This window comes from Kitasatospora setae KM-6054 (genome assembly GCF_000269985.1).
Classification (GTDB): domain Bacteria; phylum Actinomycetota; class Actinomycetes; order Streptomycetales; family Streptomycetaceae; genus Kitasatospora; species Kitasatospora setae.
Window position 1 is genome coordinate 2,743,874 of sequence record NC_016109.1, and the last position, 14,195, is coordinate 2,758,068.

A 14,195-nucleotide genomic window follows, 5' to 3' on the forward strand; every position below is an offset into this window, starting at 1 on the left:
GCGGGGTCTCCTTCGTTCGGGGGCGGGGGTCAGGTGTGGACGGCGGTGCCGTCCGGGCCGGTGGCGCCGCGGGTGTAGCGCGGGTGGATCAGGCCGACGCAGGTGTACGGCAGGTCGTCGGTCTCCTCGACCGGGACGCCGCGCTGCTCGGCCAGCAGCCGGACGTGGTCGAGGTCGGCGCCGGCGCCGCGGCGGGCCAGGATCCGCCAGGGGACGCGGCGCAGCAGGACCCGGGTGGTCTCGCCGACGCCGGGCTTGACCAGGTTGACGCTGTCGATGCCGTACTCGGCGCTGATCCGCTCGACGGCGGCCCAGCCCGCCCAGGTGGGGGTGCGGTCGGTGGCGGCGAGCCGGGCGGTCTCGGCGGCGACGGCGTCGGTGACGGAGGGGAACGCGGCGGCGACGGTGTCGACGAACAGGCGGGAGACGTCGGCGCCGGCCAGCTCGCGGTAGAACTTGGCGCCGTGGAACTCGTCCGGTCCGGTCAGGTCGGCGCGCAGCACGGTGCGGGAGACCAGGCCGGAGACGGTGGAGTTGAGGCAGGCGGAGGGGATCAGGAAGTCGTCCCGGGTGCCGTAGGTGCGGACGCAGCCGCCGGGGTCGGCGAGGACGGCGAGTTCGGGGTCGAAGCCGGTGCCGGCCAGGGCCTGGTCGAGTTCGCGGGTGATCGCGCCCTTGCCCGTCCAGCCGTCGACGAAGACGACGTCGGCGGGGCGGTGGTGGGCGGCGAGGTGGCGCAGGGCGACCGGGTCGATGCCGCAGCCGCGGACGATGGAGACGGTGTAGTGCGGCACGTCGAGGCCGTGGGCGTGGGCGAGCCAGCGGCGGATCAGGATGCCGACGGGGGTGCCGGCCCGGGCCAGCGAGGCGAGCACCAGGCGCGGGCCGCGTTCGCGCAGCAGGGTCTCGGCGACGGTGCCGACGGCGGTGGCCAGCCGGGTGGTGGAGGCGTCGAGGGCGGTGTGGAAGAGCCGCTGGTAGTCGGCGCTGGGCTGGTACTCGACCGGCAGCGACTCGGCGTAGTGGGCGCCGCCGGACTGCACGGCCTCCTCGCGCTCCTCGGTGGGTGCTTCGAGGTGGACGTCGGAGAGGTCCTTGAGCAGCCAGGTGACGTCGGCGGCCGGGTAGCTGGAGAAGGCCGGCCCGTGCAGCGGGCGGGCGGCGGGCGGGGAGGGGACGGTGTGTGCGGTCATGCTGGGTGCCTTCGACGGGTACGGGGTCATGCTCGGGCAGCGGGGCGTCGGGCGGGTGGCGCGGGGCGGTACGACGGGAGAACGGCGAGCACCACCCGGTCGGTGCTGGCGCGCAGGGCGGGCAGCAGGGCGGCGGGGCCGTGGTGCAGGGCGGGGGTGTCGGCGGGGTCGTCGACGACCAGGACGACGGTGTCGAAGCGGCGGGCGGGGTCGGTGCCGGCGGCGACGTTGTAGGCGTAGCGCTCGGTGCTGCGGTCGGCGGGGTCGTCGTGGGCGGCGAAGGCGAGGCGGGTGCGGATCGCGTAGCCGGGGTCGTCGAGGGCGAGGACCGGGGAGCGGGTGGTGGTGGAGAACCGCACCTCGGTGTCGGGGCGGGCCCGCTGGAGGGCTTCGGCGAGCCGCAGCGGGGCGTACATCAGCTCTTCGCAGCCGAGCACCAGGACCCGGCGGGCCCGGGGGCCGGCGTCGGCGGCGAGGGCGGCGCCGAGGGCGGGCAGGGCGGCGTCGAGGCGGCGGCGGTGGGCGGGGGTGAAGCCGTGCCGGCCGCCGTCGGGGAGGCCGGCCGGCCAGGGCAGCTCGGCCCGGAGCAGTTCGCCGGGCGGCCCGGCGGGGGGCCGGGGCGCGGGGGCGGCGGCGATCAGTTCGCGGGCCCGGTCGAGGACGCCGTCGGGCAGTTCGACGCCGCCGGCGGCGGTGGCGACCAGGTCGAGGCGGGCGCCGAGCCCGGCGGCGGCGGCGCGCAGGCGCTCGCGGTCGGCGGGGGTGCGCAGGTCGACCAGGGCGACGGCGACGTACCGCTCGCGCGGGTGGGCGGCGTGCAGGGCGCGGATGGTGTTGATGACGGTGGTGCCGGTGGAGAACTCGTCGTCGACCAGGACGAGCGGGCCGTCGCCGGCCAGCAGCCGCGGGTCCTCGGGGAGCAGCAGGTGGCTGGTGGCGTGCGAGTGCTCCTCCTCGAAGCCGCCGAGCGGGGCGACGCCGGGGACGGGCCGCCGGGTGGAGTGCAGGTAGGGGGCGTCGAGGCCGTCGGCGACGCTGTGGCCGAGGGCGGTGGCGGTCTCGGCGTAGCCGAGCACGACGGCGCGCGCGGCGTCGGCCGGGCCGAGCAGTTCGGCGACCCGGCGGCCGAGGTCGACCCCGGCGCCGTGCACCACCTCGGGCCGCTGCGGGACGTGCTTGCCCAGCACCCGGGAGACCAGCAGGTGGGCGCGCTTGGGGTTGACCCGCAGGGCGAGGCCGATCAGCCCGGGCAGCGCGGGGTCGCCGGTCAGCCGCAGGCCGAGCCGGTCGGTGACCCACTGGCCGGTCCAGGGCTCGGCCCCGACCGGCCCGGGGGCGGTGGTGTCGGCAGTCATCGGGGGCTCCTCTCGACGGGCAAGGCTGCGGGCGGGGCGGACGGTGTCGCGGACGGGGCGGGGCGGGCGAGGCGGGTGGTGCGGGCGTGGCAGGTGGTGCTGGTGGGACGGACGCGGGCGCAGGTCCGCCCGGTTCGCTGTCGAGCGTACGGGGCCCGCGGGGGCCCGCGGATCGGCCGACCGGCCATGACGGCGGCGCCGACCGGTCGACCCTCCCGTCAGCCGACCGGTCGACCCTCCCGTCAGCCGATCGGTTGACCCGGTGTCAGGAGCGGCTCCCCGGAGGGGACTTCAGCCGATGCAGGCGGAGAGCAGCTCCGCGAAGGTGACCTCGGGCCGGGCGACGCCGAACACCTCGGCCCGCAGCAGCACCCGCTCGGCCCAGGCCCGGTGCGGCTTGGCCTCGTTCATCTTGTTGGTGTACGCGGAGCGGCTGACCCCGCCGCCGCCGCGGTGCTGCTGCAGGATGTCCCGGGCGTCGCACAGCTCCTCGTGGGTGACCACGGAGAGCGCGTGCACGGCGGCGACGTGGCTGGGGTGGATGCAGGTCTTGCCGAGCAGCCCGTTGGCCCGGTCGAGTTCGATCTCCCGGATCAGGCCGTCCAGGTCGTGCTCGATCAGCTGCTGGCGGACCCGGTCGGCGGGCGGGGTGACCTCGGCGAACGGGGTGCGGCGCAGCTGCGGCTTGAACATCCGCTCCTGCAGCGGGAAGTACTCCCAGACCGGCCCGGTGACGGTGTGCCCGGTGCCGTCGGCCCGGCCGAGCACGTTGACCACGTCGCCGATCACGCCGGCCACCAGGGCGACGTCGTAGGCGGTCAGGTCGGGCGAGCGGCGCAGGCCGTACGCGGAGCACAGGTCGGTGACGCCGAGCCGGACGGCCAGCACCCGGGAGCGGTGCTTGTCGAGCAGCCGGGCGATGCCGTGCAGTTGCTCGCGGCGGCTCTCCAGGTGGGCGAGTTCGGGCGATTCGAGCACCGGCATGACGAACAGCCGCTGCCCGGTGCGCTCCTCGGCGGCGGTCAGCGCCTCCAGGAAGGGCAGGCCGCTGTCCTCGGTGAACTTGGGCACCACGAAGCCGCTGAGCAGCCGCAGCGCCGGGCCGAGCCGGGCGGCCAGGTCGGTGATCTGCTCGGCGGCCCGGACCCGGACGAACAGCAGCGGCAGGTCGGCGTCGGCGTCCTGGCCGGCGAGTTCGGTGAGCTGGGCGACCAGGTTCCGCTCGGCGCCGTCGACCTCGTGGTCGGCGATCGCGTCCTCCAGGCAGAGCACCATGGAGACCACGCCGCGGGCGGCCTGCTTGCGGACGTCGCGGGCCAGGGTGGTCCGGGTGGCGGGGCTGTAGAGCGTGGCGCCGAGGGCGGTGGCGAGGACGGCGGCCTCGCTGTCGCGGTCGAAGGGGGCGGGCTGCTCGTGAAAGAGCCGGCTGCGGACGTCGTCCGCGAGATGCCCGAAGTGGCGCAAGGTGCTCTCCCGCTGTGGTCTGGTGGGCCCCGCCGGCGGCGGGAACGGCTGACGCCTTCGTCCTTACCTTGGGACGGTCGGCGCGGCCGGAAAGTTCGCCCGGAGCGCCGGCGCCGTCCCGGGCAGGGAGCACCGGGGCCGTTGGCCGCTTATCGTACGGCCGGATGACCTCGGCGAAAGAGTTCGAAACATCGAATTCTCGCAACATTGTCGGCCCCGTCATCGGCCCGGCCACCTGCCCCTCTCCCGGCCGGTCCGCCCCCGGACCGCCCCGGACCGCTCCCGCTCCGCCCTCCGGCACGCCGATGCCGCGCCCCGCGTTGTCCCGGGGCCCCGGCAGGCGGCAGGATGGTGCGCCATGACGCACGTGATGGCGAAGGGCGCCAACATCCCGCTGACGGCCGCCGCCGTCCGTGCCGTGCTGCGCTGGACGGACTCCCCGGGCATCCCGGACGTGGACGCCTCGGCCCTGCTGCTGACCGTGCACGGCAAGGTCCGCGACGACTCCGACTTCGTGTTCTACAACCAGCCCCGGCACCCGTCCGGCCTGGTCCGGCACCTGCCGAAGCAGGTCGCGGACGGAGCGGTCCGGGACGGGCTGGAGATCGACCTGTCCCAACTGCCGCCCGAGATCGACCGGGTGGTGCTGGCCGGCTCCGCGGAGGGCGGCGCCTTCCCGGCGGTGCCGGACCTGCGGGTGCTGCTGTTCGACGCGGCCGCGCCCGAAGGGGCGCCCGCGCTGGCCGAGTTCGCGGTCGACGAGGACGAGCCGGTGACCGCCCTGGTGGCCGCCGAGCTGTACCGCCGGGCCGGCGGCTGGAAGTTCCGCGCGGTCGGCCAGGGCTACACGGACGGACTGGTCGCGCTGGCCACCGACTTCGGCATCACGGTCGAGGACGAGGCCGCGGACGGCCCCGCCGACGGCTCCGCGGTCGACCTGACCGACCGCGGCGGCGACCCGCGCCTCGCCCGCCCGAGCGCCCCCGAGCCGCCGCCGTCGCGGCCCGAGCCGCTCCCGGCCGACGAGGACGACTGGACGCTCGCCCCGGCCGCGCCCACCCCGGCCCGGCCCGTCCCGGCGGCCCCGACCACCCCACCGCCACCCCCGCCCGCGCTGCCGCCGACCGTCCACCACGCCCAGCAGCCGCCGCAGCCGCAGCAGGGCGGTTACGGCTACCCGCCCCCGCAGCAGGGCTACGGCTACCCGCCGCAACAGCCCCCGCAGCAGCAGCCCGGCGGCTACGGCTACCCGCAGCCCGCCGCCGCCCAGGGCTACGGCTACCCGCCCCCGCAGCAGGGGTACGGCTACCCGCCGCAACCCCCGCAAGCCCAGCAGCCGCTCCAGCCCCCGCAGCCGCAACAGCAACAGCAACAGCCGCAGGCGGGAACGCCGTTCGCGCTGCCGCCGCAGGGCCCGCAGTTCCAGCCCCGCTGAACCGCCGGAGCCGCAAGCCCCCGGCCCCTCCCGCCCGCCGAGGTCAGTTCCCGGGCGCGGAGGGGCTCTTGTAGCCGCGCTCCCACTGCATGCCGAAGCCGTACAGCCGGTCCAGGTCGGACTGGAACCCGTGCACGTACCGCACTTCGCGGCGGATGGTGAGCTTGCCCTCGCCGTCGTTCTCGATCAGCACCACCGCGCACGAACGGGCCGCCGGGGCGCGCTCGTCGAGCTTGATCTCGATCCGCGGGCCGCTCTGCGGGACGATGGTGAGCACCGCCTGGGTGCGGTCGAAGGCGGGGGTGTCGTCGTAGATGTAGACGAACACCAGCAGCCGCTTGAACTGGTCCTTCTTCTCCAGGTTGATGTGCATGGTCTCGCCGGAGGGGGCGCCGGAGACGTCGTCGCCGGAGAGTTTGATGTACGGCGGCTTGTTGAGGTCGCCGAAGAGCCGGCCCAGCGGCTGGACCACGCCCCGGGTGCCGTCGGCGAGTTCGTACATGCAGGCCAGGTCGAGGTCGACGCCGACGGGTGCGGCGCCGCCGGCCGCGGTGTCCAGCGGGCGGAGGATCCGCGGGTCGAAGAAGCGGCGCAGCGCGCTGGCGGCGCTGGGGCGTTCGGCGCTGCGGGTGGACCAGTGCAGGTTGATGTAGAGGTAGCCGGTGGTGGCCGCCGACCCCGTGATCGCGTGGTGCGGTTGGGACTTGGTCAGCGTGACCTTGAACTGCCCTCCGGTGTCGAAGCTGTCGCCGCGGTCCCCTTTCAGGAACTCCCACACCGAAACCATCGCGTCCTCCCCCAGCACCGGTACCTTCTCGACCTCTCCCTTACCCACCGGGAGGGTCCTGAGTCAACGTCAAGCGTACGGCGCGCCCTGCTGGCAGAGGGTTCGTCACTCCCGTACGATGCCTGCCCCTCGGACGCGATATCGTCTCTCCGCACAGGTGTACCGTGCGTCACCTCTCTTCCCCCTGCCCTGCGGAAAGCCGAGGCCCTCCCCGCGATGAACCTCTCCTCCATACAGCTGGTCTGGGCCGTGGTAGGCGGTGCAGCCCTGCTGTTCACCGCCATCCTGGTGGCCTTCCTGCGCTTCAAGAACAACCGGCCCGACGAGGCGTCGGGCGACTCTTGGGAGCGCAGCGAGGAGCGCCGCCGCCGCAAGGAGGCCATCTACGGCGGCGCGTCGTACGTGCTGCTGTTCTGCTGCGCCGGTGTGGCCGCCGCGCTGTCGTTCCACGGCCTGGTCGGTTTCGGCCAGCAGAACCTGAACCTGTCCGGCGGCTGGGAGTACCTCGTCCCGTTCGGCCTGGACGGCGCGGCCATGTTCTGCTCGGTGCTGGCCGTCCGCGAGGCCAGCCACGGCGACGCGGCGCTCGGCTCGCGCATGCTGGTCTGGCTGTTCGCGGTCGCGTCGGCCTGGTTCAACTGGGTGCACGCCCCGCGCGGCGGCGCGCACGACGGCGCCCCGCAGTTCTTCGCCGGCATGTCGATCTCGGCGGCCGTGCTGTTCGACCGGGCGCTGAAGCAGACCCGCCGGGCGGCGCTGCGCGAGCAGGGCCTGGTGCCCCGCCCGCTGCCGCAGATCCGGGTGGTGCGCTGGCTGCGCGCGCCGCGCGAGACCTACGCGGCCTGGTCGCTGATGCTGCTGGAGAACGTCCGCAGCCTGGACGAGGCCGTCGAGGAGGTCCGCGAGGAGCGCCAGGCGAAGATGGACGCCAAGCTGCGCGCCCGCAGCGCCGACCGCCGCGAGCGGGCCGAGATGAAGGCGATCGCCCGCCAGGGCGGCATGCTCGCCCGGGCCCGGCACGCCCGCCAGGTGCCCGCGCTGGCCGCGGCCGGCAGCGACGCGTCGTCCGCTACGGAGCCTGCCCTAGCCCCGGAGGAAACCACCCTGGACCGGGTCGGCGCCTCCGCCCTGGAGCCCGCCGCCCTGAACGCCGGCCGCCGCCCCCGCGCCGCCGTCGAGTCCACCGGCAGCAGCGCCTCCTCGTCCTCGTCGTCGCACTCCTCGTCCTACTCGTCGAGCGACGACTCCTCGCCGTACGGCTCCTCGTACTCCTCCAGCGTCGACCTGACGATGGACGAGGACACCCTGTCGATGCCGAAGCTGGACTCGCTGGAGCGCAAGCTCCGGGCGATCGAGCAGCAGCTCGGCTGACCCGCACCGCACCGCGCGCGACGAAGGCCGCGCCCGCCGGAGGACTCCCCGGCGGGCGCGGCCTTCGTCGTGCTGCGGGGCTAGCCCTCGGCGGCCTCCGGCACCTCCTGGTGCCGCTTGTTGCGGACGATCGAGGTGGCCAGGGCCGCGCCGATGAAGGCGACGCCGATCAGGCCGGTGACGATCTCCGGGATGTGGTACTTGATCGAGGCGAGCAGGATCAGCGCCAGCGCGCCGATCGCGTAGTGCGCGCCGTGCTCCAGGTACACGTAGTCGTCCAGGGTGCCCTTGCGGACCAGGAAGACGGTCAGCGACCGGATGTACATGGCGCCGATGCCCAGGCCCAGGGTGATCTGGAAGATGTCCTGGGAGATCGCGAACGCGCCGACCACGCCGTCGAAGGAGAACGACGCGTCGAGGACCTCCAGGTAGATGAAGAGGAAGAACGCGGCCTTGCCGCCGACCTGGACGATCGACTTCCCGCTGCGCTCGGCCGCGTCCTCGGCCTCCTGCTGCTGCTCCAGGCCGGACTCGAAGACCTCGGAGAGGCCGTTCACGGCGAGGTAGGTGGCGAGGCCGCAGATGCCGGCCAGCAGCACCGTCTCGGCGCGGTCACCGGCGAAGAAGCGGGAGGACAGCGCCAGCACGACCAGGGCGACGACCGAGGAGAGCGCGTCCAGCTTGCCGATCTTCTCCAGCGGCTTCTCCAGCCAGCGCAGCCAGTTGAAGTCCTTCTCCTCGAAGATGAAGTCGAGGAAGATCATCAGCAGGAAGATCCCGCCGAAGGCCGCGATGGCCGGGTTGGCCAGGTCGAGGTACTCGGCGTAGGTGTGGCCGTCGTGGGTCTTGCTGGAGTCGAGCGCGAGCTCGATGACGGTCCCCGGGCTGAGGTGCGCGGTCAGGCCGACGACCAGCAGCGGGAAGACCAGCCGCATGCCGAAGACCGCGATCAGCACGCCGACCGTGAGGAACAGCTTCTGCCAGAAGGCGTTCATCCGCTTGAGGACGGTGGCGTTGACGACGGCGTTGTCGAAGGACAGGGAGATCTCGAGGATCGAGAGGATCAGGACGACGCCGAATCCTTCGGCCCCCCAGATCAGGCCGGCGGCGATCAGGCCGGCGATCGTGATGGCGAAGGACCATCCGAACGTACGGAGGAACACGGGGTGGACTGCCTTTCTGGCGACCGGGGGCGACGGCGCCCCGGCTTGGCGGTGGTGCGGTTACTGGACGTTGACGCCGAAGTCGAGGGCGATGCCGCGCAGGCCGGAGGCGTAGCCCTGGCCGACGGCGCGGAACTTCCACTCCCCCTGGTAGCGGTAGAGCTCGCCGAAGATCATCGCGGTCTCGCTGGAGGCGTCCTCGGAGAGGTCGTAGCGGGCGATCTCGCTGCCGTCCTCCAGGTTGACCACCCGGATGTAGGCGTTGGAGACCTGGCCGAAGCTCTGCAGCCGGGCGTCGGCGTCGTAGATGGAGACGGCGAACACGACCTTGTCGATCTGCACCGGCACCAGGTCGAGGTGGACCTGCACCACCTCGTCGTCGCCGTCGCCGTCGCCGGTCAGGTTGTCGCCCTGGTGCTCGACCGAGCCCTCGGGGCTGCGCAGGTTGTTGTAGAACACGAAGTACTCGTCGCTGGCGACCCGGCCGCCGGAGCACAGCAGCGCGCTCGCGTCCAGGTCGAAGGGCGCGCCGGTGGTCGACCTGGCGTCCCAGCCGAGGCCGATCTGCACCTGCGTCAGGTTCGGCGCGGCCTTGGTCAGCGAGACGTTCCCGCCCTTGGCGAGGGTGACGGACATCTGACTTCCTCCCAAGCTCCCGTCTCCGGGGCTCCCGGGGCGTGCGTTCGGTGGACTGCCGTCGGCCGCCCGGGAGGGCCAGGTCCGGCGGGGGCGCCCGGCGGACGCACCCCAAGAGATCTACGCCCCCGCGCGGCCGCGCAGTGCTGCACACCCGACTGAACTTCCTGAACTCGCCGCCGCTCCCGGCCGGGTGGCCCGCCGGGGCGGCCTCGGACCGCCCCGCACGCGCACCCCCGCCGGTGTGCGGAGCGCCGTCGAATCTATCAAGCGCCCGCCCGCCCGCCCTCGCCGCGGACCCGCCCGCGGGTGGCCGGTACGCTGCCGGGACCGCCGGGACGAACCATCGCGCGGCACCACCACACGGACGAACAGAGGGAGCGCGGTAGCGATGCCGTTCGAACCGCTCGACCGGACCGACCCCGAGTCGGTCGGCCCCTACCACCTGCTGGCCAGACTCGGCGTCGGCGGCATGGGCCGGGTGTACCTGGCCCGTTCCGCCGGCGGCCGGACGGTCGCGGTCAAGGTGGTCCGCGCCGATCTCGCCGGGGACGCCGACTTCCGCGAGCGGTTCCGCCGCGAGGTGTCCGCCGCGCAGTCCGTCGGCGGCACCTTCACCGCGCCGGTGGTGGACGCCGACCGGGACGGCCCCTCGCCCTGGCTGGCCACCGCGTACGTGCTCGGCCCGGCGCTGGACGACGCGGTGCGCGCGCACGGGCCGCTGCCGGTCGGGGCGGTGCGCACCCTCGGCGTGGGGCTGGCCCAGGCGCTGGCGGCGATCCACGCGGCCGGCCTGGTGCACCGCGACCTCAAGCCGTCCAACGTGCTGCTGGCCGCCGACGGCCCCCGGGTGATCGACTTCGGCATCGCCCGGGCGCTGGACGGCGACCGGATGACCTCCACCGGCGTGGTGGTCGGCTCGCCCGGCTTCATGAGCCCCGAGCAGGCGGCCGGCCGCCGCCTCGGCCCGGCCGGGGACGTCTTCTCGCTCGGCTCGGTGCTGGTGTACGCCGCCACCGGCCACGGCCCGTTCGACCAGGCCGAGGACGGCGGGGCGCCGTCCGCCGCCTCGCTGCTGTACCGGGTGGTGCACGACCGGCCCGACCTGTCCGGCCTGCCCGAGCCGCTGCTGGCCGCGGTCACCGCCTGCCTGGCCAAGGACCCGGGCGACCGGCCGACCCCGGCCGAGCTCGGCGCGCTGCTGGACGAGCCGGTCGCCCCGGCCCGGGCCGGCTGGCTGCCCGCCGCGCTCGCCTCGGAGATCGCCACCCACGCGGCCGAGGTGATGGACCTGGAGGCCCCGGTCCGCCCGGCCGACCCGCGCGCGGCGGCCGCCGTCCCCACCCCCACCGAGGTCACCGCGCCCGCCGCCGACCCCGGCACCGTCCGGCTGCGCGCCACCGACCCGGCGCCGGCGCCGGTGCCCGCGCCGGACGGCGCGGCCGCGCTGGCCGGCCACCCGACCGCGCTGTCCGGGCACCCGACCGCGCCGGTCGCCCCGTCTCGCCCGTCCCGCCGGGCGCTGCTGTTCGGCGGCGGCGCGGTGGCGCTGGCCGGTGCGGGCGGCCTGGCCGCCTGGGCGCTCGGCGGCGGCAAGCCCGCCCCGGCGCCGCGGCCCGCCCCGCCGACCGGCACCGGCACCACCTCCCCGTCCGGCCCGAGCCCGAGCCCGAGCCCGACGCCGAGCCGGGCCCCCGGCATGCCCCCGGCGCCGCTGTGGACGTACCGGACCGAGGCGAGCAACGTCGGCAGCGTCGGCCTGGCCTTCTCCCCCGGCCTGCTGCACATCGGCAACGCCGACCTGGTCACGGTCGACCTGACCGACGGCCGGCAGAAGTGGATCACCAAGGACGCGATGGCCTACCACCTGGCCTGCGCGGGCGGCACGGTCAGCTACGGCACCGTCGCCGACCTGATCACGGTGGACGCCGCCACCGGCACCGTGCTGTGGAAGTACCGCTCCGAGCCGCCGAAGCCGAACGGCGTCCAGATCGCCTCGGACACCGTGCTGGCCGCCGACGACCGCGCCGTGTACGCGATGTGCGCCTACCTGAAGCTGGACGACAAGGGCATCACCGACGCGGGCGCCAAGACCGAGAAGGGCATCATGGCGCTGTCCCGCAAGGACGGCTCGATGCTGTGGAACCAGCACCGCCAGCAGACCGCCGACTACACGGTCAGCTCGGTGCTCACCGCCGACACCCTGCTCTACACCGACAGCAAGGAGAACCTGGTCGCCCGGTCGCTGGCCGACGGCACCCAGAGCTGGTTCGCCACCACCAACTCCCGCTCGGCGTACCAGCCGGAGGTGCAGGACGGCCTGGTGTTCTGCTCGTCCGAGCCGAACGGGATCCAGGGCGTGCGGGTCTCCGACGGCAAGCAGGTCTGGGCGAAGCCCTCGGACCGCTCGACCCGGATGTGGTACGCGGCGCCGGCCGCTGGGAACCACGTGCTGTACACGGTGCTCGGCGGCATGACGCTGACCTACCAGGGCACCACCTACACCCCGACCGCACCGACCCGGGTGGTGGCCTTCAACGCGGCCGACGGCACCGAGCTGTGGCACCTGGAGCTGCCCAGCGAGGTCTCGATGGACACCAACCCGGTGCTGGTCAAGGACACCCTGTTCGTGCCCACCGCGGACCGCGGCATCTACGCCGTCGACGTGGTGAACCACAAGGTCCGCTGGGTCTTCCAGACCAACGCGGGCGCCGAACTGCCCTGGCACCTGGCCGGCAACGGGGAGCTGCTGATCGCCGTCCAGGGCAACCAGGTGATGGCGCTGCCCCCGGTGTAGCCGCGGGGAGGACGGCGGGGCGGATCCGCGAACGGAGCCGCCCCGCCGGGGTCGTGACGACCGGTCAGACGTTGACGCCGAAGTCCTGGGCGATGCCGCGCAGGCCGGACGCGTAGCCCTGGCCGATCGCGCGGAACTTCCACTCGGCGCCGTTGCGGTAGAGCTCGCCGAAGACCATCGCGGTCTCGGTCGAGGCGTCCTCGGAGAGGTCGTAGCGGGCGATCTCGGCGCCGCCGGCCTGGTTCAGCACCCGGATGAACGCGTTGCGGACCTGGCCGAAGCTCTGCTGCCGGTTCTCCGCGTCGTAGATCGACACCGGGAAGACGATCTTGGTGATCTCGGCCGGGACGTTCGCCAGGTCGACCTTGACCTGCTCGTCGTCGCCCTCGCCCTCGCCGGTGAGGTTGTCGCCGGTGTGCTCGACCGAGCCGTCGGCGCTCTTCAGGTTGTTGAAGAAGATGAAGTCGGCGTCCGAGCGGACCTTGCCCTGCTCGGTGCAGAGCAGCGCGCTGGCGTCCAGGTCGAAGTCCGTGCCGGTGGTGGTGCGCACGTCCCAGCCGAGGCCGACGACCACGGCGGTCAGGCCGGGCGCCTCCTTGGTGAGCGAGACATTGCCGCCCTTGCTCAGGCTGACACCCACGTGGTCCTCCAAGAAGTTCGATTTCCCGGTCCGTCAACGGCCCGATCGTAGTGCCGGGTTCCCGGCCCGCGACGGCGCCCGGCCCGGCGCGGCGCGACTTCCGCCGCGCCGAGGCGGGCCGGGCGGGGCCCGTACGGGCCGGGAGCGGCCCTCAGAGCGCGCCGAGGGCGGCCAGGTACTCCTTGGTGTCCCGGGCGTCCGGCAGGCCGTTCACGACGCTCCAGCGGACCACGCCCTCCTTGTCGATGACGAAGGTGCCGCGGACCGCGCAGCCCTTCTCCTCGTTGAAGACGCCGTACGCCCGGGAGACCTCGCCGTGCGGCCAGAAGTCCGACAGCAGCGGGTACTCCAGGCCCTGCTGGTCGCCGAAGACCCGCAGCGAGAACGGCGCGTCGTTGGAGACCGCGAGCACCTGCACCTCGTCGTTCTGCAGGCGCGGCAGCTCCTTCTGGATCTCGCAGACCTCGCCGGTGCAGACGCCGGTGAAGGCGAACGGGTAGAAGACCAGGACGACGTTCTTCTCGCCGCGGAAGTCGGACAGCTTCACCGACTCGCCGTGCTGGTCGCGGAGCTCGAAGTCCGGGGCCTGGGTGCCGATCTCGACGGTCATGAGGGGAACCTTCCTCGCTGAACGGGCGGCGGACGGTGGTCCGGCCGGGTCGATCCTCCCACCCGGCGGCCCCGGTTCGGCCGTCCGGGTGAGCCCGGTGCGGCCGTCCGGGCGATCCGTTCGCCCTGGGTGAACACCGCGCCCCCGGCCCGCCCGCCCCGGGAACACCGACGGGCCCCGCCGGCTGGTTCGCCGGCGGGGCCCGTCGCGGGTCGTGCTCCGAGGGTCAGCGCTTGCCGGCCTTCGTGGCCTTCGGGGTGGCCAGGCGGGTGCCCGCCCAGTCCTTGGCGATCGCCACCGAGCTGGTCTGCGAGAGACCGGCGGTCTTCGCCGCGTCGGCGATCTCGTGGGCCTCGACGTGCCCGTCGCGGCCGGTCTTCGGGGTGAGCAGCCAGATCAGGCCGCCCTCCGCCAGGTACTCCAGGGCGTCGACCAGGGCGTCGGTGAGATCCCCGTCCTCGTCGCGGTGCCACAGCAGGACGCCGTCGGCGACGTCGTCGTAGTCCTCGTCGACGAGTTCGGTGCCAGTGAGCTCCTCGATTCCCTCGCGGAGGTCCTGGTCACTGTCTTCGTCGTACCCGAGCTCCTGGATGATCTGGCCCTGTTCGAAGCCGAGACGGAGTGCCGGGTTGGACTTGTCCGCGGGGTCCGCGGTCGCGCTCACGGGAATAACCTCCAGTATTCGGCCCGGCGTCCATGCCGGGGCTGTGGCCGTAGTCCACACGGGAGCGGCGGTTCGCGCAA

At 73.9% G+C, this 14,195-nt stretch carries 10 protein-coding genes and 1 pseudogene; 3 read left to right on the plus strand and 8 right to left on the minus strand.

Annotation, left to right across the window (positions count from 1 at the left end):
• Nucleotides 1-29 precede the first annotated feature (29 nt).
• Both KSE_RS41110 and KSE_RS12100 read right to left on the minus strand, forming a co-directional pair.
• A pseudogene (locus KSE_RS41110) lies at nt 30-2,548 on the minus strand (phosphoribosyltransferase).
• 291 nt (nt 2,549-2,839) lie between these two features.
• Nucleotides 2,840-4,012: an HpcH/HpaI aldolase/citrate lyase family protein gene (locus KSE_RS12100; RefSeq protein WP_014135601.1), complete on the minus strand. Its 1,173-nt coding sequence runs from the start codon at nt 4,010-4,012 to the stop codon at nt 2,840-2,842.
• Between the two features lie 358 nt (nt 4,013-4,370).
• Here KSE_RS12100 and KSE_RS12105 point away from each other — a divergent pair, with 358 nt between their 5' ends.
• Nucleotides 4,371-5,447: a TerD family protein gene (locus KSE_RS12105; protein ID WP_014135602.1), complete on the plus strand. Its 1,077-nt coding sequence runs from the start codon at nt 4,371-4,373 to the stop codon at nt 5,445-5,447.
• 43 nt (nt 5,448-5,490) lie between these two features.
• Here the strand turns inward: KSE_RS12105 and KSE_RS12110 are convergent, their stop codons facing one another.
• Complete coding sequence (locus tag KSE_RS12110) at nt 5,491-6,234, minus strand: TerD family protein (RefSeq protein WP_033259359.1); 744 nt, start codon at nt 6,232-6,234, stop codon at nt 5,491-5,493.
• Between the two features lie 216 nt (nt 6,235-6,450).
• Here KSE_RS12110 and KSE_RS12115 point away from each other — a divergent pair, with 216 nt between their 5' ends.
• A complete protein-coding gene (locus KSE_RS12115) occupies nt 6,451-7,605 on the plus strand; it encodes a DUF2637 domain-containing protein (protein WP_014135604.1) in 1,155 nt (384 codons plus the stop codon).
• A gap of 80 nt (nt 7,606-7,685) precedes the next feature.
• On the opposite strand, the gene KSE_RS12120 is transcribed toward KSE_RS12115, so the two are convergent.
• Nucleotides 7,686-8,768: a DUF475 domain-containing protein gene (locus tag KSE_RS12120; protein ID WP_014135605.1), complete on the minus strand. Its 1,083-nt coding sequence runs from the start codon at nt 8,766-8,768 to the stop codon at nt 7,686-7,688.
• A gap of 60 nt (nt 8,769-8,828) precedes the next feature.
• Nucleotides 8,829-9,404, minus strand: a complete 576-nt coding sequence (locus KSE_RS12125) for a TerD family protein (protein WP_014135606.1) — start codon at nt 9,402-9,404, stop codon at nt 8,829-8,831.
• A 391-nt stretch (nt 9,405-9,795) separates the two neighbouring features.
• Here KSE_RS12125 and KSE_RS45770 point away from each other — a divergent pair, with 391 nt between their 5' ends.
• Complete coding sequence (locus tag KSE_RS45770; protein ID WP_014135607.1) at nt 9,796-12,201, plus strand: protein kinase domain-containing protein; 2,406 nt, start codon at nt 9,796-9,798, stop codon at nt 12,199-12,201.
• A 64-nt stretch (nt 12,202-12,265) separates the two neighbouring features.
• On the opposite strand, the gene KSE_RS12135 is transcribed toward KSE_RS45770, so the two are convergent.
• The 3 genes from KSE_RS12135 to KSE_RS12145 form a co-directional block, all read right to left on the minus strand.
• On the minus strand, nt 12,266-12,841 hold the full coding sequence (locus tag KSE_RS12135) for a TerD family protein (protein ID WP_014135608.1): 576 nt from the start codon (nt 12,839-12,841) through the stop codon (nt 12,266-12,268).
• Between the two features lie 151 nt (nt 12,842-12,992).
• The gene (locus KSE_RS12140) at nt 12,993-13,451 is read right to left on the minus strand and encodes a peroxiredoxin (protein ID WP_014135609.1); all 459 of its coding nucleotides are present in this window, start codon (nt 13,449-13,451) and stop codon (nt 12,993-12,995) included.
• A gap of 226 nt (nt 13,452-13,677) precedes the next feature.
• The gene (locus tag KSE_RS12145) at nt 13,678-14,115 is read right to left on the minus strand and encodes a DUF3052 domain-containing protein (RefSeq protein WP_014135610.1); all 438 of its coding nucleotides are present in this window, start codon (nt 14,113-14,115) and stop codon (nt 13,678-13,680) included.
• Nucleotides 14,116-14,195 lie beyond the last annotated feature (80 nt).

What these genes read in the sequence shown, in the direction of transcription:
- KSE_RS12105 (WP_014135602.1), top strand. Translation starts at nt 4,371, where the DNA reads ATGACGCACGTGATGGCGAAGGGCGCCAACATCCCGCTGACGGCCGCC.
- KSE_RS12115 (WP_014135604.1), top strand. Translation starts at nt 6,451, where the DNA reads ATGAACCTCTCCTCCATACAGCTGGTCTGGGCCGTGGTAGGCGGTGCA.
- KSE_RS12125 (WP_014135606.1), bottom strand. Translation starts at nt 9,404, where the DNA reads ATGTCCGTCACCCTCGCCAAGGGCGGGAACGTCTCGCTGACCAAGGCC.
- KSE_RS12110 (WP_033259359.1), bottom strand. Translation starts at nt 6,234, where the DNA reads ATGGTTTCGGTGTGGGAGTTCCTGAAAGGGGACCGCGGCGACAGCTTC.
- KSE_RS45770 (WP_014135607.1), top strand. Translation starts at nt 9,796, where the DNA reads ATGCCGTTCGAACCGCTCGACCGGACCGACCCCGAGTCGGTCGGCCCC.
- KSE_RS12140 (WP_014135609.1), bottom strand. Translation starts at nt 13,451, where the DNA reads ATGACCGTCGAGATCGGCACCCAGGCCCCGGACTTCGAGCTCCGCGAC.